We start from the raw sequence: 22207 nt of genomic DNA, 5'->3' as shown, positions 1-22207 counted from the left end.
GATAGTTTTATTTTACTTCATCGTCTTTGCCGCGTTTATTGTGTATTCAATAAACAGGCTTACTAATACATTATGCCTTGTCAGAGAGATTCCTGAAGAACGGCAAGATAAGGTGTTTCGCTTTATCAATGTATCGATACTGATCTTACTTATCTCATCATTTGTTGAAATTACCATCTCCATTTAAGATCAAAGCAAAAGCTGCCAGTTTGAGGGCAGCTTTTTGTGTATATTTTCATTAGCAAATCCAAGATGCACCGATGATGATCAATAAAATAAATAATACGACGACTAGTGCAAAACCGCCAGCAAAGACTTCTCCTCCCATGTGAAAACACCTCCTGCCAGTTCTTCCTCTGTTCTAAGCTCAGTGTATGCAGAAAAATAAAAAACGTTTAGGCACCTGTCATCGTTTGAAAAAAGAACCGCCCTCACGCACGGCAGGACGGCTCCCTTCTGTCACAGCGATTTAATTAGTAAAGATATGCTGCACCAACGATGATCAGCAAAATGAATAGCACGACCAATAAAGCAAACCCATTAGAATATCCTGCTCCCATATAATTCAGCCTCCTTTTTGTGATCACTATATGTGTATGTCGCGCGCAATTTTTTGACTAGACGAATGCCCTTCCATTTGCATTTCTTTTTACAGCGTGTCACAATATGTTATGATACAAGCAATGATAAATAAATTGGAAAGATTAGGAGTGTTTTTTGAATGAAAAAAATGGCTTTAGCAGCTGTAACAGCAGTAAGTGTTTTAACTCTTGGCGCATGCAGTAGCGGTGATAAAGATGTGATCGCCACAACAAAATCAGGAGATGTCACAAAAGGAGAACTTTATACTACTCTTAAGAAACAAGCAGGTGGAGATGCTTTAAACCTACTTGTTCAACAAAAGGTTCTTGCTGACAAATACAAAGTATCTGATAAAGAAATTGATAAGAAATTGGAAGAATATAAAAAGACACTTGGTGAAGATCGTTTAAAACAGCTTCAAGATGAATTCGGTAAAGATTACATCAAAGATCAAGTGAAATATGAGCTGCTGACTCAAAAGGCTGCCAAAGCTAACATCAAAATCACTGATAAAGAAGTAAAATCGTATTACGATGACCTTAAAGGAAAAATCCGTGCAAGCCACATTTTAGTAGCTGATAAGAAAACAGCTGACGAAGTGGAAAAGAAATTAGATAAAGGTGAAAAATGGGATGCCCTTGTCTCTGAATATTCAACTGATACTGCTTCAGCAGCACAAGGCGGCGATGTAGGCTGGTTCGCAAAAGAAGGCCAAATGGACGAGAACTTCAGCAAAGCTGCTTTCAAACTAAAAGTAAATGAAATCAGCAAGCCAGTAAAATCCCAATTCGGCTACCATATCATTAAAAAGACTGAAGAACGCGGTAAATATGATGACATGAAAGCGGACTTGAAAAAAGAACTGCTTGACCAAAAACAAGCAGACACAAATGAAATCCAAAACATCTTAAACAAATTAGTAAAAGATGCTGATGTGAAAGTAAAAGATAAAGAGCTTCAAAAAACGTTCAAAGAAAAATCTGAACAGCCTGCACAAAATCAGCAGCCTCAACAAGGCCAGTAATCACAAAAAACCCCTCTGCCGTCATCGTGCAGAGGGGTTTTTGTATGACGAGATTAAGCAATCGAATGATCTTCATGTGCCGCAGTATCCTGCGATCTTTTCACCTGCTGATCCTGACGTCTGCGCTCTCTTTCCTGTTCCATTCGCTCGATAAAAATTTCTCCTTCCTTTTCAATAAAGGATTGATCAATCTCTTGCTCCTCTTTGGCTGTTGTCATTAATTTATACGCACAGAAAATAATGCCGATGATACATGCATACACCCACCACGGAAAAAACAACATTTTTTCATCGCCTCCTTTTCTTAAGGACATTCCTCTCTTCCTTTGTGTTACATGCTTATGCGAAAAGAAGACAAGTTATGAAAAAAAACGCCCGCATAAACGGACGTTTTGACATGATTATTCGTGATGGAAGGTTGGTTTATAAAACGAACGATTCTCAAGTGCAAAAATACGTTCTGTATATTCTCCTGGTTTCACATGCTCAAGCGCACGATCCATCATGTTCATTTTCGCATCTAAATTATCAATATAGTGGAGAATTTCAGCTTCTTTTACCATTGGTGGTTTCGGGCTGCCCCATTCTCCTTTTCCATGATGACTCAGGACTAAGTGCTGTAAAATAAGAATTTCCTCTGAATCAATGCTAAGCTCTTCCGCAGCTTTCGCAATTTCTGTCACCATAATGGAAATGTGGCCAATTAAATTCCCTTCCACAGTATATGTCGTGGAGACTGGACCCGAAAGCTCTTTGACTTTCCCTAAATCATGAAGAATGATGCCTGAATATAAAAGATCTCGATCTAGTGATGGATATAGGTCAACAATGGATTTTGCTAAATGCAGCATAGACACGACGTGGTAGGCGAGTCCAGAGACAAATTCGTGATGATTTTTTGTCGCTGCTGGATAATCAGCAAATTCCTGTCCATATTTCTTCAGCAAATGCCTTGTAACACGCTGAATATTAGGGTTTTTCATATCAAAGATATATTGCATAATCGTATCCATCATATCGTGTTTTGGAATAGGAGCTGTTTCGAGAAAGTCATCAATTCGAATTTGCTCGTTTTCAGCAACAGGGCGTATATTCCTAAGCTTCAGCTGATTCCTCCCGCGATAATGATGAATGTCGCCTACTACCTTCACGATGGTTTGCGGTCCATAGGTGATTTCATCATTCTGCTTTGCATCCCATAGTTTCGCCTCAATATCTCCACTTTGATCTTGAAGAATGAGCGTTAAAAATGGTTTGCCATTACTTGCAATTCCTTTAGTAGATGATTTAATTAATAAATGCAGGTCAACTTGTTCGCCGACATCATAGGTCATGATCCCTTTAGCCATTCAATAAAAGCTCCTTCCATGTTTCTGCTCATATAAGTATAACATAAGTCATTATTTGTCAATCATTCAACTGCTAAACTCGTAATCTGTCCATCTTTTGCAGCCTGCGCCATATACTGATGACAGGTAAAATAAAACAGCTGTGTTTCAAAACGCGTGAATTCATTCATCAACTCCAGCACTCTTCCTAGACGAACATGATCAAAATGAACGAAGCTGTCATCCATCATAAACGGAAGCTGACATTCCTGCTGATGAGACAAGGCGAGTGCAAAACGAATGGCCAGATAGACTTGTTCACATGTTGCTTGCGAGAGCTCTTCTGGGCGGAATATTCGTCCGTCCATCCTTTTCACGATCAGCCGGTCATCCTCTGGTGAAAATAAAATGGCTTCATATCGATCATTCGTTAACGGCTGAATAAAGCGGGAAGCTGTTTGCAGCAGTGCTGGCAGCCTTTTTTCTTTATGTTCATTCAATTTTTCTCGAATGACGGAGCGGACAAGCTGAATCGCCGCCCATTTTTTCGCAAGGTGCTTTGCATGCTCCTGCTCAGCTGAAAGCTGATGAGTCAAATCAGACACCGTACCTGAAGCTTCTATTTGCCGGATTTCCACTGCTCGTTCTGCCAGACGTTTTTCCATATTCGCCGCATTCGATTGTATGTTATTCAGGTGCTGCTTTGCTTCCGCACACTCTTCTTCAAGAAGGCGCAATCCTTTACGAACAATCGATTCTTCCTCATCAAAGCAGCCGCATCTATGCAGCTCTTGATTCAGCTGCTGCAAATGGGAAATCCTTTCCCGATATTCTTTCGATAGATGGGAAAGAATTTGGTAATCTTTTTTGGACTCTGCCTCTACTTGACGAAAAAGCACGTCCATTTGTTTTTCGTAATAGTCAATTTCCCCTTCCAGTGTCGTGATCTGCTGTTTCACATGTTGAATCGATACATCCAATGTCTGACGTTCTTTTTCTCTTTTCGCCTCATCTTTCAATATCTCTTGAAAGGCCGAGATGTTCTCTTGAATGGTGCCTTCCTTTCGTTGCAGAAGACTGCTTAACGCTTCCACCCTTTGCTCATAATTGGACTGCTGGCCGGCAAGCTCGTCTATTTCCCGGCTAAGCTCCTCATATCCCGCTGTATTCGTTTTTAACTGCTTCAGGATAAGGAAGGCTTCTACTAGGAAAGAAAGCTCTGAGGACAAGCCCAGCTGTTTTTTCTTTTCCTCTACTTGCTGCTGGACAGGTTCCAGCTCCTGCTCCCAGTCTTCATATTGCCGGATGATCCTTTCGTACAAAAGCTCCTTCTGCCTCACAAGCGTTTCAGCTGAAGCTGCCTGTACTTGGAAGGAATCGAATGTTCCCCCGCCGCTTCCCTGTTTCACCTGTGTCGATTTCAAAAATGGGTAAATAGCAAAGAAGACAAAAACAGAAAACCCTACAAATAAGAAAGTAACCCACCACTCTGTTAAAAAGAAAAGGACAAGCAGAAATGCAGCATCAAATATCACCATCACAGGGAATAACCACGCCCGGGAATGAACCTGTTTCTCTTTTGTTCTTGTTTCCCCAGCTTCCACTGAACTGTGCGATTTGGCCTTCTGTTCTTTTAATCCTTTTAAAGCGGTTTCCGCTTCTTCCAGCTCATGTCTTGCATGATCAAACCGGTCATCCAGCTGTGCCTTTCTGTCCATTAAACGAACGTAGTGGCTGACAGCCTCCTTTAATTCCCACTCAAATTCAAGGGAGTCGTCAATCTGATCAAGCTTGACTGAACGCTGCCACTTCAGCTTCGCTGCGGCTTCGTCCATTTTTTGTTTCAATGAATCACGTTCTGCTTTACATTCTGTTAAGCGGTTTTTGACACGTTCAGCATGAGATGATTCATCAATGACACGTGTCATCTCCAGTAATGTATCCTTGTCATAAAGCGGCTGAACTTGTGCCAGCGAGGTTTGCAAATGATCTAATTTTTGCTTTAGTGCAGTTATTTGAGCCTTTTTCGGGTGAAGGTGTGATTCTAATTTATCCAATTCATGCTCTGTTTCTGCTCTAAAGCGTTTGACTCGTTCTGGATAACGGGCTAATTCTTTTTTTAACTCCATCTTCTTCTCTAACATGGGATAAAGTCGAATGTGTTCATTTAATTGCTGAATCTGTTCTTCTGTCTGCTTCATTTCCTTTTGAAGCGCTGCGATACTCTCTATTAATTCAGAATGCTCCCGTTTTTTTTCTGTATAACGGCCTTCTGCCAATCTAGCTTGTTTCAGCTGGCCAGTCAGCTCTTTTAAACGATCAAGCTGCTGGTTTAATTCCGGCTTGCGTCCATTTGGTTTAAACAGCTGCTCCTGCTGCTTAAGCAGCCTGCTATCCATCTTGGAGGCAGCATCTGAGCCAAATAAACTTGAGAAAAGGAGAAATTCACCGATTTGATCTTCGTTTAAGGCTTGGACATTTTGCAGTCCAAACACATCAAATGAATAGATTGATTGGAATAATCTGCGATCTGTTCCCTTTAAAAGAGTTCGTAGAAATGCTTCATCTTTCACTTCACCATTCGGTAAAAACACCTGCGTTTGACCGCCTCGATCGGACGATCTCTCAATGTGAATGACACCTAACTCCTCATCTAAGCAAGTGAGGGAGCCGCCATAGAAAGATCCTTGTTTCGGCTTGTATATCTTGTTTTTTGAAAAACCAAATAACATCGACTCAATAAATGCCTTCAATGTCGTTTTCCCCGATTCATTCAGGCCGTAAACTAGCTGAAAACCGTCATCAGAAAAGTGAAAGGTTCGATTTGAAAATTTCCCGAAATTCGCTATATGGAGTGAACGTATTTTCATCATACCTCTCCTTTTCTCATAATTGCTTCAGCTGTTCCGTCAACAGCCTTTGTGCCTCTTCTTTTATATCCACTTCATCCTCTTTTGTGAGCGCTTTTCCTGACTTCCTGTAGGTTGGGTGACGCTTGATCGGTGAAAGCAGTTCTTCATATGACTCAAACTGTGCAATTTCTGCCGTTAGTTCCTTCAAAAAGGAATCTTCTGGATAAATGACATCCTCGTTTGTTCGGCAATCAATTGACATCACCCAAACAAACACATCTTCATCTTCCTCCTGCTCATGAAAAACAGTCATCAGCTCTTCGAGGACCTCAAGCTGTGTATGCTCAAAGTAAGAAGGCGCATCACCTGTCAATTCAATTCTCACAAAATGAGGAATGCCTTCCTCTTTCAGCTCATTGATTTTGCTTTCCACAAGTGTGACAAGGTCCGTCATATGAGTTGTTTCTGTGATGTCTATTGCCAGTTTCTCAAAGATGATATCTGCACAGCTGATAAAATCCGCTGCCCGTAAATTTTCGGAGAGGTGAATCAAGTAACAGCCTTTTTCTCCCGTTTCTTTTATATGTCTGCCCTGCACGTTACCAGGGTAAATTATATATGGGTCTTCATGCAAAAGGGCTCTTTTATGTATATGTCCAAGCGCCCAATAATCGAAATCCCGCGCTATGAGCTGCTGCAGCTGAAATGGGGCATATGCATCATGTCCTTCTTGTCCGGCTAATGTGCCGTGAAGCATCGCAATGTGATAGGCAGCATCTGTTGTTTTGACATAATGAGATGTCATATTTTCATAGACAGCCCGCTCTTTGTAGCTAAACCCATAAATACTCGCGACAAGCTGATCCCCTCGATAATAGGAGTGCTCACTTGGTGTACTGCTCGAAAAGACATGTACATTCTCGGGCCACTCAATCGGTGTCCATTCACCGCCTAAATGATCATGATTCCCATAAATAATAAAGACTTCAATCCCGTGTGTTTGCAGTCTTACAAACTGGTTTCTTAAAAACAGCTGTGCTTTCAGGCTGCGATTGGATTCATCAAATAAATCTCCGCTTAGCAGCACAAAGTCTACTGCCCGCACAATGGCGAGATCAAAGATGTTCTTAGCGCTTTGAAATGTACTTTCTTTGAGCCGCTTAAATACGGAACTAGGTATAGTCGACATTCCTGCAAATGGACTGTCTAAATGTAAATCTGCGGCATGAATAAAGGTGAGCTTAGTCAAACGTCTATCTCCTTGTCCGATACTGTCATTGTCCATATTTTATCATGCCATTTTTACGAATGCACGTTCTATCACTCTCAATCTAAAAAACACATTTTTAAGGGCTAAAAAAGAGGTTTTGTCTTATTCCATGTTTAATTACATTAAAAACAGAGGAAAGGAAGATGAGGAATGGAGAAGACATACTTTTTAACCGTATTTGACCGGTCGGGTGAGACTTTATTAAATGAAAAAATCACAGCGGATAGTGACGAGAAGGCAAAGGAATTAGGACGTCATCGCTTAATGGAACAGCAATACACAAAGCATTCTCATCGACTCGTTGATCAAGCAGGAAAGCTGCTTTTATTTGAACGTTAAAAAAGCCGGCTTCCGCCGGCCTCATGTTCATTTATGCTTTTTGAAAGACAGGCCGTCTTTTTTCTAAAAAGGCCTGTATACCTTCCTTGTGATCATGACTTTTTCTCAGTCTTGCCTGTGCTGCTCTCTCTTTTTGAAGAACTGCTAAGAGCTTTGATTCTGACTGCTGGAAATAGATCATCTTTGTTTCGATAAAGGCTTGAAGCGGCATGTTCATAAATGGCTTCACACACACTTTTTGGTACGTATCGACCTCATCCTGAAACACCCCGTCTGCAAGGCGCAGCTTTAGCGCTTCTTCAGCCGGCAGCTTTTGTCCGCTCCAAATCAATTGTTTAGCGGTTTGCTCACTCACTCTTTTTGTGAGGAAAAAATGCCCCCCGCCATCTGGAATTAATCCTACTCCATTAAAATTCATGGCGAGTTTTGCATCCTGATGCATAAACAAGTAGTCACAGCTTAGAGCAAAGCTAAAAGCGAGGCCTGCTGCTGACCCGTGAACAAGCGCAATCGTCACTTTATTCATACTAGCTAGAGAAAGTGTAATTCCCTCGATCAAATCCATCACACGATGGAAATCTTCTTCACTTTCCTGCTTGAGCATCATCCCAATATCTCCGCCTGCTGAGAATCCTTTTCCTGCTCCCTTGATGACAACGACTTTTGCACTGCTTTCCTCCGCTGCATCACATGCTTCTTTGAATTCAGCAAACATGTCCACATGAAAAGAATTATAAGCTTCAGGCCTATTGAAAACGATTTCAAAAACACCCCCGTCTAACTGACAATTGATATATGTCATCATCCATCCCCCTCTTCTTTTAAAAGCTCATCACTTACTTCCATTTCCATCATGTAAAACCTTTTTCTCTAAATAAAAAATTTCAAGATCAATTGATACTAAAATAAGCATAATGATTGAAACAAGAAATATATTTTTATATAGTAAAAAAAGAAAGAAAATAAATTTGAAAGGAGGAGGATGATTGATCAGATGTTCCATCATGATATTGGTTAGCTTCATCGTCATGTTTTCTCCTTTTTCAAATGTCGTTTTTGCTTCACAGGCAGAAGCGAGTATACCTAGCCTGATTTCTCCATGCATTTATGATGAAGAAATCAATGCTGTGAAGACACCTTCGTTTTCAAAAAAACATGCTTCATCCATTCTGTTGAAGGACAGATTATCAAGGGCGGATGCCAAGACTTTTCTGCCAAAGCCTGCCCCATCAGCTGCATTGTCCATTGATCTATGTTTTTTGGAAATGAAGTGTGCGATCCCCGTTATGTATCAATCTAATTACCTCCACTGATTCATTTTATTTCATCCGCATTTACTATATGAAAAACACAGACTATCAAATTCGGAGGGATAAAATGAACATTAAAGAAAATGATCTTCCTGGGATCGGAAAGAAATTTGAAATTGAAACGAGAAATAGAGAAAAGATGACGATTGTGATTCATGATGATGGCAGACGGGAAATTTATCGTTTTGACGATGATGATCCAGATGAAGTGCTGTCTACCATTTCACTCGATGATGCTGAATCCCGGCAAATCGCTGCTATTATCGGCGGTATGGTGTATAAACCGCAGGCACTAGAAACCATTGAAATGGCCTTCAACGACTTGATCATTGAATGGTTTAAAGTGGAAAAAGGTGCAAAAGCGGTTGGACATACACTCGGTGATTTAGATGTGAGACAAAATTATGAAGTCACCGTGATTGCGATCATTAAACATACAAATGAAAAATTACTCAACCCTGGTGCCGATTCGATTATTCAAGCAAATGATACGATGGTCATTTCGGGCGAAAGAAAACACTTGAAGCGATTGGTACGTGATTTTCTTTCTAGAGGGGGAGAGTGATGAATGGATCATTTAGTCTTTGAAGTTGGGACGGCGCTAATTCTTATCGCCTTCGCCAGCTTAATCGCCAATAAAATTAAATTTTCTATCATTCCTTTCCTCATTGTCCTCGGAATGATTGTTGGGCCGCATGCTCCAACTATCGGGATCATTGATTTGAAATTTATCGAAAGCACGGAGATTATTTCGTTTTTTGGCAGAATGGGCGTCCTGTTCCTTCTTTTCTATCTTGGACTTGAGTTCTCTGTCGGAAAACTCATTAAATCGGGTAAATCTATTGCAGTCGGCGGATCTATTTATATTTTGATCAACTTCAGCTTAGGACTGCTCTACGGTTTTATCACAGGGTTTGGATTCCTTGAGGTTCTCATTATGGCAGGGGTGATCACCATTTCATCCAGCGCCATTGTGGCCAAGGTCCTTGTCGATTTGAAACGGACGGCAAATCCTGAAACAGAGTTAATTCTAGGGATAATTATGTTTGAGGATATTTTCCTTGCCGTTTATTTATCCGTCGTATCAGGTCTTGTCCTTGGAGATGCCACTACTGTTGGCGGTGCCTTATTATCAATTTTAATTGCTTTTGGTTATATGATGCTTTTCTTTATCATTGCGCGGAAGCTGCCAAAACTATTAAATAAGTTGTTTGATATCCGTTCGAACGAAGTGTTCATCATTGTGATTTTTGCCGCTTTGTTCTTTGTCGCTGGCTTTTCAGAAACAATTCATGTAGCAGAGGCTATTGGAGCTCTCTTACTTGGTCTTGTTTTCTCAGAAACAGAGCACTCAGACCGCATCGAGCATCTCGTGGTTCCGTTTAGAGATTTCTTTGGAGCGATGTTCTTTTTCAGCTTTGGTCTCAGTATCGATCCGTTTACATTGGGTGATGCCTTCTGGCTTGCGATCGGCGCTGTGATTCTTACCTTAATTGGGAACTTCACTGCCGGAATGTTCGCTGGACGGAGAGCTGGATTTTCTCATAAAGCCTCTTCTAATATTGGATTAACCATCGTATCGAGAGGAGAGTTTTCAATCATTGTTGCCGAGCTTGGCATTGCCGGCGGACTTGCCGCTACTTTGAAGCCCTTTGCTGCATTGTATGTCTTAATTCTTGCGATCTTAGGACCGCTCGTAACGAAAGAATCTAAGAAAATCTATCAAATCCTAAACAAAATCTTCAAATGGAAACCTGAAAAACCAAAAGTAAAAAAAGAAACGACGATCTAATGAAAAAGGGCCCTATGCTTGGGCCCTTTTCTATGTTTTATTCAAATTGCTGAAATGCAGTTTCTTGCTTGACTGGCGCTTCCTCGACACCGCGAATGGTTCGAATGACTTTCTGGTTACGGTAAATCGATAGTTTCAAATTGGTCGCCGCTGTTCCATGAGAATGATCAAGATTCGTGAATGTAAAGAAATGATTTGAACGCTTGTCTTTGAACACAAGCCTGAAGTCGTCTGTCACTTTAAAATGCTCATCACTTTCCCATTCAATCAAAGGTTCATATGCGCTAAACCATTCAGGAATATTCGGTGTGTATCCTGTAGCCAATACAGCGTGATCTACAGTTATGCTTTTTTCTTTCTTCAGCTGCCACTGCTTGAGATGCAGCTCCAAAGGCTGATGCTCTCCTCTTTGAATCGCTTCAAGCTCGGTCATTGGCTGAATGAGCACAGATGGCTCTTCACCTGAAACGGAGCGATGATACAACTCCTGATAAATGCGCGAAAGCGTTGATGCATCGATGCCATTTCTTAATCCTGTCAGCCTGGGCAATGTGTTCATACGTTCTTCATAAGGAAGCGAATGAAAATACTCGACATACTTTGGTGTAAAAAGTTCTTGGCCAAGCTCTGCCGTCTCCAGCTCTCTAAATTCACTAGAACGCGTAAACCACGAAAGCTGCTGCCCTTTCTTTTGATGCTGAAGCAGGTCTAAGAAAATTTCAGCTGCACTCTGCCCTGAGCCGATTACCGCCACCGACTCAGCTTCATGAAGTGCTTTCTGCTGATCTAAATAACGGCTGCTATGGGTCACATATGGGTATGCTGCTTCAGGCACATCGACTGGAATCATTGGTTTGCTTCCTGTGCCTAACACGACATGCTTTGCACGATATTCAGAAAGCGAACCATCTTTTAATCGTCTGACTCTCACAAGGTAGCCTTCTTGGCAGTCCGTCACTTCTTCTACCTTCATCCCGAACTGACAGCTGTCTAATTCTCCTGCCACCCATGATAAATACTCATTGAATTCTCTCCGCGGTATATCAAACTGTTCAAATGTATAGAACCGGTGAAGTCTATTTGATTCATGTAAATAATTTAAAAATGTATACCTGCCCCTTGGATTCGCCATTGTGACAAGGTCTGCTAAAAAGGAAACTTGCAAATCCGTTCCTTTGATCAGCATACCAGGATGCCAGGCAAACTCAGACTCTTGTTCAAAAAAACAGCATGAGACATCCTCATACTCCTCTAACAAAGCGGCCAACCCTAAATTGGCGGGTCCAATCCCAATTCCGATCACATCTATCATATGTACACCTGCTTTAACTTTTTATCACTTATATACCCTTTTACAAATGAAAAAAACACTGCGTCATCGCAGTGTTTAAACGTGAGAAACAAATAATGATTCAAGGAATTGAATTTTCTCTTCTGTATAGTGTTCATAGCGGTCATTATACGATTTTGGATCTTTTGGATTGGCATACTGCGTAATTTTTCCTGATCGTGGATCAATGAATTTACTTGCTGCACCGCATCCAATGCCAATGATTGTCTGTACTTCTTCCATGATAATGATATTATACAAACTTTCCTGTCCATCTAATGAATACCCGACATTTTCAAGATTCCCCAAAATATTTTTTTGTCTATATAAATAATATGGGTGATAATGATGTGCTTTCGTCCAAGTGACCGCTTCATCCATCATACGTGTGATTTCTTCTCGGTCGGCTACTTGGTATTTCTCCTTATTGCGCGTCATTTCAGATGCTCTTTTAAAGGAGAGTGTATGCACGGTTAAAGATTCAGGCTTGAGCTCTTCAGTCTGCTGCAAGGAGTGCTGAAATTCTTTGAGCCCTTCTCCCGGCAATCCAATGATTAAGTCCATATTGATATTATTCATGCCGTACTGTCTTGATAAGTGATACTTTTCAATCGTTTCTTCGACACTATGATGCCGGCCAATAGCCTTTAGTGTTTCATTCTCATACGATTGCGGGTTAATGCTAATCCGGTCAATATTGTAGCGGTTTAGCACCTCTAGCTTATCAGGCGAAATCGTATCAGGACGCCCTGCTTCGACAGTCACTTCCCGTATATGCTTCACATCTGGGAACGAGCGGTACATTTCTTCATACAGCAAATCCATTTCTTCCGCTGTAATGCTCGTTGGCGTGCCTCCGCCAAAGTAAACGGTCGTCACTTTGATCCCGTGTTCTTTTAGCCATGCGCCCATTTTTTGCATTTCATAATGCAGACCAAACAAAAACGTTCCCACTCTGCCAGCTTGTCCTTTAATGGCGTAAGCAGGGAACGTGCAGTAAGCACATTTTGTGGGGCAGAAAGGAATACCAATATAAATACTCACTTCCTGCTGAAGGTCATACAGATCTGGAATGGCTTGAAGCTGACGATCGACAATCTCCTGCATCAAATTGATTTTTTCATCATGAATCAAGTAATCACGCTTTAATGCCGCATGTGCATCTTCCTTTGACATGCCTTCTCTCAGCATCTTATGAAGCAATTTCGTAGGACGTATTCCTGTGAGAATGCCCCACTTTTGTGTCATTCCTGTGTGCTCCTGAAGCAAGTGTAAATAAACAGACAGCACTGTGTTTTTGATTTGTTTCCAGCGCTCCTTATCGTTCAAGCTCTCTGGGACATCCCGCGAAAAACGACTGGTGATGTCTGATCCATCGATATGACCAGATGCTTCCACCATGCCATTTTCTTCCTTCCAGCTAAATACCATGACCAAACCATCATCCAATTCACTTGGATCAAACATCACTTCACTATCTTCTTCAAATAAATTGGCTATATTGACAAGCGGGCGATGAAATCGTTCATCTGACAGCCCTTTAATTAAAATTCGCATCATATCACCTTTATCTTCAAACTTGTTTCATTTTACAAAATTCATGTAGGAAAAGCAATGAAGGGAACAGACAAAGGCCCTGTCATTTCTTGATTGACAGGGCCTTCACTGTATTATCTCTTAATATCGAATTGATGCAAAAATCCTTCTCTTTGCTGCATTCTAAAGTATTCCTTGATCATATAAGCCACACCCTGTTCATCATGCGAGCGCGTCACCCAATCGGCTTTACGCTTGACATCATTGGGGGCATTTCCCATAGCAACACCTAAACCAGCCAATTCAAGCATTGGAATGTCATCTGTTCCATGACCAATGACAACCGTATCTTCTAAAGTAAAACCGAGTGCAGAGGTTAAAAGAGAAAGTCCCGCTTCCTTCGAAACCCCTTTGCATACAATATTCATTTTCTCATCACTGATCCTAATAAGATCAACAGATGGGAATGCTTGTTGAATGGTCCTGTGAATCTCAGGCTGAAGCTCCGCAGTCGAATATACTTCAATCACTGGAGTACTGACTGGTTCATCCATCAGCATATCACTTAACGATTCAACAAATTGAACAGGATAGAAAATTGGATCAGACGGATGAATGAGCGTCTTTCCCATCAGCTGAGACTGCGTTTTTTTCCGGTTGCCGATCGAGAATTTTTCATGCAGCAAGCGGACATTACAATCGAAGCTTTCAAGGATTTGCACAAGATTAAATGTCTTTTCTTCCGTTAATTTTTTCACATGAAGCGGCTCATCGAGTTTATCGGCGATAAATGCACCACTATGCGTCACAAGGGTTGATGTTGGAATCTTCAACGCCTTGGCAATTTTTTGAGCGGAACGAAAATGCCGGTTGGTGACAATCGTCACGTAAACCCCTTTTTTCTTTACATATTCCACAGCTTCTTTTGTAGCAGAATGGATTTTACCATTGGAACGAAGTAACGTCCCATCTATATTGAGTGCAAGTAGTTTTTTTGACACTGAGGCATCCCCCTTCTTGATGACTGTACTTACGATGAGGATATGCCCTAGCTTGGTGCTTTAGAACATGCAGTTGAAAGAGCCCCAGGTTATGAATAGATGGATAAATAAAAAAAGCCTACCCCTAGGCTTTTTTTTATGTATGGTTTGGATGCGTTACAATGGAGTGATGAAGCTCCCCATGATCCCCTTATCATTTACACACCAAAGCATTGCTTATATCAGATCCCCTTATGATGCTTTGCGTTTCTCCCAGAAGCGCTTCTCTCTCGTTTGGCTCACCGCCATAAATCCCAAGTGAAACGCACCCAATTGTCCCTTGAGAGCGCCTTTTGAAAGCACTTTCAATATAAGTATTATCGCAGAATTTATGTGCTTCGACAACCTTTTTTTAAAAGATATTGAGGAGAAAAGATAAAACAAAAAAAGGGCGAATGACATCGCCCTTTCCATTAGTTTTCTTCTGGATTCCCATAAAGCTCTTCAAGTGGCTTCATGATAATTTTATTTAATTCACCGATAAGAACACTCACACGTTGTTCTGCTTCCATCAACTGAGAGATTTTATCGTGCTGCTGAACAAGAGCAACTGTTTTTTGAGCTTGCTCCACTTCTTCTTGTGTGATCTCTTGACCAGTCATTTGTTTTTGTTGAAGGTTTACTTGAATGTCACGGAAGTTCTCAAACATTCTTTTAGAGGACTCATCCGCGTTTACCTCATCATAAAGATTTCTTAAAGTTGAATATTCTTCGCTATGACGCAATGCTTTTTCAAGGTCATATGCAACATCATAAAGATTTACAGACATGTTATGTCTCCTTTCTATCCGTTATCACCGATATGATCGGCGGACACCACTCCACTATAACAAACTATGGCTTTCGTTTCACATATATACAATGAATTCATTAAAATTTCTATAGCTTGTCTTAGAATAGCGCCACAAAAACAGCCTGGATAGCACCAATCATCCCGCCTAAAAGACCGCCTAGAAATGTTATCATCTTCAGCTCCTTATTAGAGATGCTGACTACAAGCTCTTCCATTTTTTCAAGCGGGAAAAGTTCAATTTGTTCACGAATGATATCTTCAAATTGCAGCTTTGCAAGCAGACTCTCTAAAGCATTTGAAGCCGCTTCGATCCCCTTATCAATCAACACTGGCGCAAAATGTGTTTTAAGGTCATCCGCTACAGCACTGACATATGTTCCAACTGGTTTGTCTAATATCAGCTTTGTAGAGAAATGAGAAAGCAATTGATTTTTCACACTAAAAATAAGTTCCTTCACATTCCATTTTTCATCAAGCTCATGAAGAGAAAATAGCTTCACCTTGTCCCATTCTTGAACAAGTAAATCTGATAAAAATCTTTTTGTTTCTGCATTTCTTAAGAACTTGATAATTTCTGGATGCACACGGTCAATTAAGCTTGAATTCCCTAGAAACATTTGGACCATACTGCCAAGCATTCCCCGTTCTTTTAAGAAATCATCAATCATATTGCCAAGCCTGGCTTTGCCTTCATCACTTTCAAAATAATGAATGCCTCTCTTTAAAATATAATCTGCTGCATCTGGAATTTTTGATGATATTTTGGTTTCCACTTCTACCGGGAGCAATTCAGATAAAGTTTGCTCGTTATATGTTTCAAGCAATGAAGCGAGCTTCTGGTCAGACCACTGATGGAGCCATCTATCTGCTTTGACATCAGCCTGTGAAACGCCGAATTTTTCTAGCAGGGAGAATACGGTGATCTCCATATTTGCGCCTTTGTCAATATATTGATGGACTGTACGCAGGATCTCCTGCTTTGCATCCGATGATTCAAATCGCTTTTGAATACCTTCTGGCGTGAGCAAATGCTCCATAACCATGACACCAACCTGCTTGGCTACTTCGTCTCTTCTTTTAGGGATAAGCCCTGGTGTAAATGGAAGCTGTTTTCCGAATAAGTAATATGGCTTATAAGGCCGAAAAAGCATTTTAATTGCAAGATGGTTTGTCGCTGCTCCTATGACTGCGCCGATAACAATCATAAAGATAAACGTTGTGAATATATTCAAAGTCGTCATCTACCTTTCAAACAACACCCGAGGTTTATTGTTTTGATCTATACGTATTATAGTTGTTGTCAAGTTCCCAAGCAAATGAAGCATGCAGCGAGACATATGATCAAGCGATCTGTCGTAATGATAAAGGAGCGCAAGCTTTATGTAAAATCATAAAAAAATGTTTTTGTGATGGTAAAAAAAAGAAGTTGAAAAGAAGGTGTTTTTTAATGACAACATTAGGTATTGTGAGCCTTTCTCCGCAGTATGAAGAGGCATTCACACGGCAGCTCGCCAAAGCTGCCTCTTCTTATCGTTTAGTGGTTGTTCGTTTTACACCATTTGATTTAAAGCCGGCTTCAAATTTGATACAAGGCCAAACATATACGAATGGCCAAGGGTTTGCCGACGCACAATTTCCGATTCCCGACTTGATTTATGACCGATGTCTTTACCGGCATGACGCACAATCTAAAAAAGCAAAACCCATCATGGAATGGCTAAAAAAATATCCAAAAACAAATTTTTTGAATACCGGCATTTCAAATAAAATGGTGCTATTTGAGCAGCTCCGTCTCCGCTCTGCTTTACAGCCATATTTACCTGGCTGCTTTATATTAAAAGAGCCCTCAGACCTGATCAATATGGTAAGGGAGTGCGGGGCTGGCGGTTATTGTAGAATGCAGCCTCTCTCCCATCAGCATGCAGCATCTACTTACTTCATTTCCTTTGATGGCAAATCAACATTTACCGTTCAGCTAAGTTCCAATCAAACCATTACATTTTCTCGTACGTCAGAGCTGGAGCGCTGGTGCAAAAAATATGCAGGCCGGTATTTCCTTCAATTTTTCAACACGAATGATCAAAAAGAAATTTTATTCAATGAAATCAAGATTTTCCTTATGAAAAATTCACAAAATCAATGGAAACGCATGGGAATTCACACAAAATCACCTGCAGAAAATAGTCTTTTGAGTCATACACAAAAATCAGCTCCTGTGATAGGCTTTGAACACTATCTAAATACATTGCAGCCACACATCAAGGAGCTCCTTTTAGATGATATTGCATCCATTCAGGCATCAATCCCAGCTTATATAGATAAAACTTACTCTCCTTGCTTTGAATTCGCAGTAGACTTACTTCATTCAAGTGAAGGCAGACTTTTCATATCAAATATCAGATCAAAGCCAGGGCGGTCCGCTTTTTTAAAAGCTTACCCTGAGAAGGAACACCAATTGATTCGTACCATTCTTGAACATGCGCAAACGATAAAGTCTCAACCGAAGGAGGTTTCTTATGAACAGAAAGCGCTGCATCATCGCCCCACACCTCACAAGTGAAAAAACAATTCATCTTCCCGTCCATTATAAACAGAAAGATGCCATCTATTCTCTTGCTCTAGGGTCCCGTTTAGTAGATGGCTTCAACATTTCCTATCATCTGCATCCAAATAAAATTTTATTATCTGAAGATCTATACAGAGGATTACTGATTCCTTACCAATCAAAAGCTGATGTGATCATCATTGACCATACACTTTTTATAGGGCCGTTGATGGGCATTTTCACTGCGGGTTTTGAGCAAAGTACACAGCCATTGGGAACGAGATCAGAATTTTTTATCAAACTGCTGCACTCTTTCAGGCAGCATCCTGGTTTTGCCTATCTTTTTGGGTCACATTCGATTGATTGGGAAAAAGGAATTGTAGAAGGACTGTTGTACCAGCAAGATTCATGGGTTAAAAAACAGCTTCCCCTTCCGTCAGTCATTTATGACCGGCTTCCAAATAGAAAAGCTGCTCAGTCGGCACTCATACAAGAAACGAAGCGAAAACTCACTCAAGACTATGATATCCCTTGGTTCAATCCTTACTTTTTTAATAAATGGGAGATTCATGAACAGCTATTAACAGATGAAAAAACATGGTCCTTACTCCCACATTCTGTACAATTAGATCCCGTGGACGCTCTAATTAAAATTGAAACACTTCTCCACCTGCATAAAATTATATACTTAAAACCGACAAACGGAAGTCATGGAGACGGTATTTATCAGTTAAAGAAGGAAAATCACGGAATCACTGTATACTCAAATTCGGGAAGGTCTATTCCATATGATTCAATAGATCAGTTTGTTCAAAAGCTGCGAAAAGATCATGCAATTCATGAATTTATTGCACAACAAAGAATTGAGCTCCTTCAAATAGACAATCAACCGATGGATTTCAGAGTTCATACGAATAAAAATAAAGAAGGTGATTGGACAGTCACAGCAGCAGCAGCAAAGGTTTCTGGAGATCATAACATCACAACTCACCAGTTACACGGGGGAACGGTGAAAACACTTTATGCTGTCTTTCCAGAAGAAAAGAAACGTTTGCAGATTTTACAGCAGCTTTCTCATACTGCCATCATGCTCAGCCAGGTGATAGATAAAAAAATGTCCGGGCATATTGGTGAAATCGGTTTTGACTTAGGCATTGATCAAACAGGTGCAATTTGGTTGTTCGAAGCTAATTCTCGCCCTGGCCGAGAGATTTTCCAGCATGTCTCTTTGAAAAAATCAGAATGGATGATTGGGAAAAGTATCATGGATTACGCATCTTACCTTTCAAAAACGGCACTCACAACTTCAGATCACGCAAACGTCTACTGACGCTTTTTTGTCACATGTCAGTGCTCTTAAATCTATGCTTTTTCTATGCTCTTTTCATGAGATGAGATACAATAAAATCAAGTTCAAGGTTGTTTCCGTGTTGTCGTGTTTGTTTATTGTTTCATCAATAAAAGCAAGGAGGCAATGATGATATGATTTCTCATTTTCAATGGAAACCCCTTTTTAAGAAAGCACAATTGCCAGGCTGGAAAATATCCTTTTTCCACAACGGTGCGCACTATGAAGGCATCTACCACAAAACAGGTGACATTGAATGGGGCTCTCAGCTTCCGCCCCATGAAGTAGAACCAACTTTAAAAGAAGAAATCCACGAATTAATGCTGTTCCATGTCTATGATTAAACTGTTTAAGGAGCCCCGCCATGTTAGAAAAATTAAAACTTGTTTACGGAAACCATATCATCAGCACACCTACTCATGACAAACAAATTCTTTGGTATCAAACAGACGAAGGTGAAATATTTGGAGTAAACAAATCGGAGCTTTCAGAAAGAGAAACACTTCTTCTCAACTCTTTTCTTACACCAATTGATCTATTTCAAAAAGCGCAGACCGAGGATGAACAAAAATGGTTCAGCTATCTTTTTGAAAACAAACCACTAACTGTCCAACATCCCGTCCGTGTTTATTATTTTCAAATGATCCATCAAGAAGAACAAAGACAGCAAATAAAAGAGGCTGTGAATAACAGCCTCGAACATACTCATTTCATATGGACAGGCCCTGAAACAGCTATGCTGATTCAACCAAACGCCACATCAGAAAACAGTCAATTAGATCAGTTAAATGATTTGTCTCTGGCTATTACAAGTGATTTTTTAACAGACTCAGTCTTTATGCAAGGACAGCTGCATTTGCCTAATGACCATTTACAGATGAGGTTATTAAATGAACAACAGCTCTTTTTATGCCATCTGCAGCGAGAAAAGCTTAGATCAGGGGCTGCCACATTTTATCAATGCCTGCCATCGTTCATTTGTTATGATGCATCTGCACTCTCTCACGCTATTTCAGATGCTTTTAAAGAAGCGGTCTTTGACCGGGATGTTTATCGCACTCTCATGACCTATATGCAATGTAATTTAAACGCATCCAAGGCAGCAAAAGCGTTATATGTTCACAGAAACAGTCTTCAATATCGAATTGATAAATTTATTGAGCGCACTGGTCTAGATATACGTCATTTTCCAGAAGCATCAGCTGCTTATTTGATGATGATACTACTCGATCTTTCATAAAGAACGAAGACATGAGCACCCTGCCCAAAAATGAAAATAGGATGTTGTGCACGTTGTCCATTTACAGACTCTTCCTCATTTTATACACTTTATTTACTAGTAAAGTGCTTTCAAAAAAAGAGGGACTGGGGAGGCTGACAGCTAATGGCTGAAATGATGCTGAATCAAATTTATAAAGTGTACGATAACAAGGTAACAGCAGTAGACAACTTTAATCTACATATAGAAGATAAAGAATTTATTGTGTTTGTTGGTCCATCAGGCTGCGGAAAATCAACAACCCTTCGCATGATTGCAGGTCTAGAAGAAATATCACAAGGAGACTTTTTGTTAGATGGAAAACGGATGAATGATGTAGCGCCGAAAGACCGGGATATCGCAATGGTTTTCCAAAACTATGCATTATATCCTCATATGAACGTGTACGATAATATGGCTTTTGGATTAAAGCTTCGGAAGTTTCCGAAAGCAGAAATTGATGAGCGGGTTCGAAATGCCGCTAAAATATTAGGGCTTGAGCAATATTTAGACAGGAAACCAAAAGCACTGTCTGGCGGTCAAAGGCAGCGTGTTGCACTTGGCAGAGCAATTGTACGTGATGCAAAGGTTTTTCTTTTGGATGAGCCGCTTTCTAATTTAGATGCAAAACTCCGTGTTCAGATGCGTGCTGAAATTTCTAAGCTTCATCAGCGTCTGCAAACGACATTTATCTATGTGACACATGATCAGACTGAAGCCATGACAATGGCAACCCGCCTTGTTGTCATGAAAGATGGATTTATTCAACAGGTTGGAGCCCCGAAAGATGTATATGAAAACCCAGAGAATGTGTTTGTAGGTGGATTTATCGGCTCACCTGCGATGAACTTTTTCACAGGAAAGCTCTCTGACGGTGCCATTGCGGTTGGAAAAACACATATTCGTGTACCAGAAGGAAAAATGAAAGTATTACGCAGCCAAGGCTATATTGGAAAGGATGTCATTTTAGGCATCAGACCAGAAGATTTTCACGATGAACCAGTATTTATAGAGGCGTCTGAAGGCACAAAAATTAATGCTGATGTAGAAGTAGCTGAATTAATGGGAGCAGAAACGATGCTTTATTCTTCTATCGATGGTCAATCGTTTATTGCACGTGTTGATTCTCGTACCGATGTACAGGCCGGACAGTCTATCCCTCTTGCAATTAATATGAACAAAGCCCATTTCTTTGATGCGGATACGGAGCTGCGCATCCGCTCAGCAGAATAAGAAGATATATAAGCAGCGCCATCACTCATCATTGGGTGATGGTTTTTTGTATGTTAACACAACATTTACCATGTTCTTTTCTCGTATGTTTTTTTCGGAAATAACCATAATACTTAGTACAAAGCAGTTACTGCATTGGGTTTCGCCAAGTGGCAAATGACTTGGATCATTTCGCTGGTGCGATTCCAGCAAACCCAACCAAAAAAACAAAACATATACAAAAAGGAGAATCACATCATGGCAAATTCTAATAGTTCAAACCAATTACTAGTTCCTGGAGCAGAGCAAGCGATCGATCAAATGAAATACGAAATCGCTTCTGAATTTGGTGTAAACCTTGGAGCAGAAACAACATCTCGTGCTAACGGTTCAGTTGGTGGAGAAATTACAAAACGTCTTGTGTCTTTCGCTCAACAAAATCTTGGCGGAACAAAAGCTTAATTTCATATTTGGATCATAGAAGGCACCTCTTATGGTGTCTTCTTTTTTTGTTTTTATCCCTCACCAAACTCCTTTCAGCTCATATCATGTAGTAGAAAGGAGCGGATCTTCATGGACATTATTTCTGGTATGAACTTTGAACTTTTACAATTTGTAGGTATCTCTCTATTATGTGAATATGCTCAT

At 40.5% G+C, this 22207-nt stretch carries 24 protein-coding genes; 11 read left to right on the top strand and 13 right to left on the bottom strand.

From position 1 onward, the window contains the following. Nucleotide 1 precedes the first annotated feature (1 nt). On the top strand, nucleotides 2–187 hold the full coding sequence (locus NSQ25_RS04925; protein WP_072368131.1) for a hypothetical protein: 186 nt from the start codon (nucleotides 2–4) through the stop codon (nucleotides 185–187). A gap of 51 nt (nucleotides 188–238) precedes the next feature. Here NSQ25_RS04925 and NSQ25_RS04920 read toward each other — a convergent pair whose 3' ends face one another. Both NSQ25_RS04920 and NSQ25_RS04915 read right to left on the bottom strand, forming a co-directional pair. Next, on the bottom strand, nucleotides 239–328 hold the full coding sequence (locus NSQ25_RS04920) for a YjcZ family sporulation protein (RefSeq protein ID WP_017360317.1): 90 nt from the start codon (nucleotides 326–328) through the stop codon (nucleotides 239–241). 145 nt (nucleotides 329–473) lie between these two features. Next, nucleotides 474–560, bottom strand: a complete 87-nt coding sequence (locus NSQ25_RS04915; RefSeq protein WP_008361129.1) for a YjcZ family sporulation protein — start codon at nucleotides 558–560, stop codon at nucleotides 474–476. A gap of 161 nt (nucleotides 561–721) precedes the next feature. Between NSQ25_RS04915 and NSQ25_RS04910 the strand changes: the two genes are divergently transcribed. After that, nucleotides 722–1606 carry a peptidylprolyl isomerase gene (locus NSQ25_RS04910; protein WP_041117009.1) on the top strand — a complete coding sequence of 295 codons (885 nt, stop codon included), beginning with the start codon at nucleotides 722–724 and terminating at the stop codon, nucleotides 1604–1606. Between the two features lie 53 nt (nucleotides 1607–1659). Here the strand turns inward: NSQ25_RS04910 and NSQ25_RS04905 are convergent, their stop codons facing one another. The 4 genes from NSQ25_RS04905 to NSQ25_RS04890 all read right to left on the bottom strand — a co-directional run bounded on the left by NSQ25_RS04905 (nucleotide 1660) and on the right by NSQ25_RS04890 (nucleotide 7035). Continuing rightward, nucleotides 1660–1890, bottom strand: a complete 231-nt coding sequence (locus NSQ25_RS04905) for a sporulation YhaL family protein (protein WP_041089925.1) — start codon at nucleotides 1888–1890, stop codon at nucleotides 1660–1662. Nucleotides 1891–2007: 117 nt separating this feature from the next. Continuing rightward, nucleotides 2008–2955 (bottom strand): 3'-5' exoribonuclease YhaM, encoded by a 948-nt coding sequence (gene yhaM, locus NSQ25_RS04900; RefSeq protein WP_024425447.1) that lies wholly within the window; start codon nucleotides 2953–2955, stop codon nucleotides 2008–2010. Between the two features lie 62 nt (nucleotides 2956–3017). Continuing rightward, nucleotides 3018–5804, bottom strand: coding sequence for an AAA family ATPase (locus tag NSQ25_RS04895; protein ID WP_326136630.1), 2787 nt, complete (start codon nucleotides 5802–5804; stop codon nucleotides 3018–3020). 16 nt (nucleotides 5805–5820) lie between these two features. Next, nucleotides 5821–7035 (bottom strand): DNA repair exonuclease, encoded by a 1215-nt coding sequence (locus tag NSQ25_RS04890; RefSeq protein ID WP_065214189.1) that lies wholly within the window; start codon nucleotides 7033–7035, stop codon nucleotides 5821–5823. A 171-nt stretch (nucleotides 7036–7206) separates the two neighbouring features. Between NSQ25_RS04890 and NSQ25_RS04885 the strand changes: the two genes are divergently transcribed. Continuing rightward, nucleotides 7207–7395: a YhzD family protein gene (locus tag NSQ25_RS04885; RefSeq protein WP_041117003.1), complete on the top strand. Its 189-nt coding sequence runs from the start codon at nucleotides 7207–7209 to the stop codon at nucleotides 7393–7395. A gap of 31 nt (nucleotides 7396–7426) precedes the next feature. On the opposite strand, the gene NSQ25_RS04880 is transcribed toward NSQ25_RS04885, so the two are convergent. Both NSQ25_RS04880 and NSQ25_RS04875 read right to left on the bottom strand, forming a co-directional pair. Further along, nucleotides 7427–8200: an enoyl-CoA hydratase gene (locus tag NSQ25_RS04880; RefSeq protein WP_326136631.1), complete on the bottom strand. Its 774-nt coding sequence runs from the start codon at nucleotides 8198–8200 to the stop codon at nucleotides 7427–7429. Between the two features lie 27 nt (nucleotides 8201–8227). Beyond that, entirely contained in the window at nucleotides 8228–8419 is a 192-nt protein-coding gene (locus NSQ25_RS04875) for a hypothetical protein (protein WP_076839445.1), read from the bottom strand. Between the two features lie 353 nt (nucleotides 8420–8772). Between NSQ25_RS04875 and NSQ25_RS04870 the strand changes: the two genes are divergently transcribed. After that, nucleotides 8773–9270: a cation:proton antiporter regulatory subunit gene (locus NSQ25_RS04870; RefSeq protein WP_024425442.1), complete on the top strand. Its 498-nt coding sequence runs from the start codon at nucleotides 8773–8775 to the stop codon at nucleotides 9268–9270. Between the two features lie 3 nt (nucleotides 9271–9273). Beyond that, nucleotides 9274–10497 carry a cation:proton antiporter gene (locus NSQ25_RS04865; protein ID WP_065214186.1) on the top strand — a complete coding sequence of 408 codons (1224 nt, stop codon included), beginning with the start codon at nucleotides 9274–9276 and terminating at the stop codon, nucleotides 10495–10497. A gap of 37 nt (nucleotides 10498–10534) precedes the next feature. Here NSQ25_RS04865 and NSQ25_RS04860 read toward each other — a convergent pair whose 3' ends face one another. The 5 genes from NSQ25_RS04860 to NSQ25_RS04840 all read right to left on the bottom strand — a co-directional run bounded on the left by NSQ25_RS04860 (nucleotide 10535) and on the right by NSQ25_RS04840 (nucleotide 16428). Then, nucleotides 10535–11809: a SidA/IucD/PvdA family monooxygenase gene (locus NSQ25_RS04860; protein WP_214755283.1), complete on the bottom strand. Its 1275-nt coding sequence runs from the start codon at nucleotides 11807–11809 to the stop codon at nucleotides 10535–10537. A 75-nt stretch (nucleotides 11810–11884) separates the two neighbouring features. Then, the gene (locus tag NSQ25_RS04855; RefSeq protein WP_144496681.1) at nucleotides 11885–13384 is read right to left on the bottom strand and encodes a coproporphyrinogen III oxidase; all 1500 of its coding nucleotides are present in this window, start codon (nucleotides 13382–13384) and stop codon (nucleotides 11885–11887) included. 113 nt (nucleotides 13385–13497) lie between these two features. Then, nucleotides 13498–14364: a Cof-type HAD-IIB family hydrolase gene (locus tag NSQ25_RS04850; RefSeq protein ID WP_039177545.1), complete on the bottom strand. Its 867-nt coding sequence runs from the start codon at nucleotides 14362–14364 to the stop codon at nucleotides 13498–13500. A 452-nt stretch (nucleotides 14365–14816) separates the two neighbouring features. Next, the gene (locus tag NSQ25_RS04845) at nucleotides 14817–15173 is read right to left on the bottom strand and encodes a YlbF family regulator (protein WP_024425750.1); all 357 of its coding nucleotides are present in this window, start codon (nucleotides 15171–15173) and stop codon (nucleotides 14817–14819) included. A gap of 121 nt (nucleotides 15174–15294) precedes the next feature. Next, the gene (locus NSQ25_RS04840) at nucleotides 15295–16428 is read right to left on the bottom strand and encodes a DUF445 family protein (protein ID WP_081124164.1); all 1134 of its coding nucleotides are present in this window, start codon (nucleotides 16426–16428) and stop codon (nucleotides 15295–15297) included. 215 nt (nucleotides 16429–16643) lie between these two features. On the opposite strand from NSQ25_RS04840, the gene NSQ25_RS04835 reads away from it, so the two are divergent. The 6 genes from NSQ25_RS04835 (at nucleotide 16644) to NSQ25_RS04810 (ending at nucleotide 22021) form a co-directional block, all read left to right on the top strand. After that, nucleotides 16644–17756 carry a YheC/YheD family protein gene (locus NSQ25_RS04835; protein ID WP_214755284.1) on the top strand — a complete coding sequence of 371 codons (1113 nt, stop codon included), beginning with the start codon at nucleotides 16644–16646 and terminating at the stop codon, nucleotides 17754–17756. Continuing rightward, on the top strand, nucleotides 17713–19071 hold the full coding sequence (locus NSQ25_RS04830) for a YheC/YheD family protein (protein ID WP_214755285.1): 1359 nt from the start codon (nucleotides 17713–17715) through the stop codon (nucleotides 19069–19071). The genes NSQ25_RS04835 and NSQ25_RS04830 overlap by 44 nt, the downstream gene beginning before the upstream one ends. Before the next feature lie 152 nt (nucleotides 19072–19223). Further along, nucleotides 19224–19433, top strand: coding sequence for a YheE family protein (locus tag NSQ25_RS04825; RefSeq protein WP_003211787.1), 210 nt, complete (start codon nucleotides 19224–19226; stop codon nucleotides 19431–19433). A gap of 20 nt (nucleotides 19434–19453) precedes the next feature. Further along, on the top strand, nucleotides 19454–20329 hold the full coding sequence (locus NSQ25_RS04820) for a helix-turn-helix domain-containing protein (RefSeq protein ID WP_065214181.1): 876 nt from the start codon (nucleotides 19454–19456) through the stop codon (nucleotides 20327–20329). 144 nt (nucleotides 20330–20473) lie between these two features. After that, on the top strand, nucleotides 20474–21580 hold the full coding sequence (ugpC, locus tag NSQ25_RS04815; protein ID WP_034282227.1) for a sn-glycerol-3-phosphate ABC transporter ATP-binding protein UgpC: 1107 nt from the start codon (nucleotides 20474–20476) through the stop codon (nucleotides 21578–21580). A gap of 237 nt (nucleotides 21581–21817) precedes the next feature. Further along, nucleotides 21818–22021, top strand: coding sequence for an alpha/beta-type small acid-soluble spore protein (locus NSQ25_RS04810; RefSeq protein WP_024425744.1), 204 nt, complete (start codon nucleotides 21818–21820; stop codon nucleotides 22019–22021). Nucleotides 22022–22207 lie beyond the last annotated feature (186 nt).

The sequence above is a fragment of the Bacillus sp. FSL R5-0512 genome, assembly GCF_038593295.1.
In the GTDB taxonomy this organism is placed as follows: Bacteria; Bacillota; Bacilli; order Bacillales; family Bacillaceae; genus Bacillus; species Bacillus safensis.
Note: the sequence above shows the minus strand (reverse complement) of the source record. Positions and strands in the feature narration are given on the sequence as shown.

What these genes read in the sequence shown, in the direction of transcription:
- NSQ25_RS04920 (WP_017360317.1), bottom strand. Translation starts at nt 328, where the DNA reads ATGGGAGGAGAAGTCTTTGCTGGCGGTTTTGCACTAGTCGTCGTATTA.
- NSQ25_RS04915 (WP_008361129.1), bottom strand. Translation starts at nt 560, where the DNA reads ATGGGAGCAGGATATTCTAATGGGTTTGCTTTATTGGTCGTGCTATTC.
- NSQ25_RS04910 (WP_041117009.1), top strand. Translation starts at nt 722, where the DNA reads ATGAAAAAAATGGCTTTAGCAGCTGTAACAGCAGTAAGTGTTTTAACT.
- NSQ25_RS04905 (WP_041089925.1), bottom strand. Translation starts at nt 1,890, where the DNA reads ATGTTGTTTTTTCCGTGGTGGGTGTATGCATGTATCATCGGCATTATT.
- yhaM (WP_024425447.1), bottom strand. Translation starts at nt 2,955, where the DNA reads ATGGCTAAAGGGATCATGACCTATGATGTCGGCGAACAAGTTGACCTG.
- NSQ25_RS04895 (WP_326136630.1), bottom strand. Translation starts at nt 5,804, where the DNA reads ATGAAAATACGTTCACTCCATATAGCGAATTTCGGGAAATTTTCAAAT.
- NSQ25_RS04885 (WP_041117003.1), top strand. Translation starts at nt 7,207, where the DNA reads ATGGAGAAGACATACTTTTTAACCGTATTTGACCGGTCGGGTGAGACT.
- NSQ25_RS04880 (WP_326136631.1), bottom strand. Translation starts at nt 8,200, where the DNA reads ATGATGACATATATCAATTGTCAGTTAGACGGGGGTGTTTTTGAAATC.
- NSQ25_RS04875 (WP_076839445.1), bottom strand. Translation starts at nt 8,419, where the DNA reads ATGAAGCTAACCAATATCATGATGGAACATCTGATCAATCATCCTCCT.
- NSQ25_RS04870 (WP_024425442.1), top strand. Translation starts at nt 8,773, where the DNA reads ATGAACATTAAAGAAAATGATCTTCCTGGGATCGGAAAGAAATTTGAA.
- NSQ25_RS04865 (WP_065214186.1), top strand. Translation starts at nt 9,274, where the DNA reads ATGGATCATTTAGTCTTTGAAGTTGGGACGGCGCTAATTCTTATCGCC.
- NSQ25_RS04860 (WP_214755283.1), bottom strand. Translation starts at nt 11,809, where the DNA reads ATGATAGATGTGATCGGAATTGGGATTGGACCCGCCAATTTAGGGTTG.
- NSQ25_RS04855 (WP_144496681.1), bottom strand. Translation starts at nt 13,384, where the DNA reads ATGCGAATTTTAATTAAAGGGCTGTCAGATGAACGATTTCATCGCCCG.
- NSQ25_RS04845 (WP_024425750.1), bottom strand. Translation starts at nt 15,173, where the DNA reads ATGTCTGTAAATCTTTATGATGTTGCATATGACCTTGAAAAAGCATTG.
- NSQ25_RS04835 (WP_214755284.1), top strand. Translation starts at nt 16,644, where the DNA reads ATGACAACATTAGGTATTGTGAGCCTTTCTCCGCAGTATGAAGAGGCA.
- NSQ25_RS04830 (WP_214755285.1), top strand. Translation starts at nt 17,713, where the DNA reads ATGAACAGAAAGCGCTGCATCATCGCCCCACACCTCACAAGTGAAAAA.
- NSQ25_RS04825 (WP_003211787.1), top strand. Translation starts at nt 19,224, where the DNA reads ATGATTTCTCATTTTCAATGGAAACCCCTTTTTAAGAAAGCACAATTG.
- NSQ25_RS04820 (WP_065214181.1), top strand. Translation starts at nt 19,454, where the DNA reads ATGTTAGAAAAATTAAAACTTGTTTACGGAAACCATATCATCAGCACA.
- ugpC (WP_034282227.1), top strand. Translation starts at nt 20,474, where the DNA reads ATGGCTGAAATGATGCTGAATCAAATTTATAAAGTGTACGATAACAAG.
- NSQ25_RS04810 (WP_024425744.1), top strand. Translation starts at nt 21,818, where the DNA reads ATGGCAAATTCTAATAGTTCAAACCAATTACTAGTTCCTGGAGCAGAG.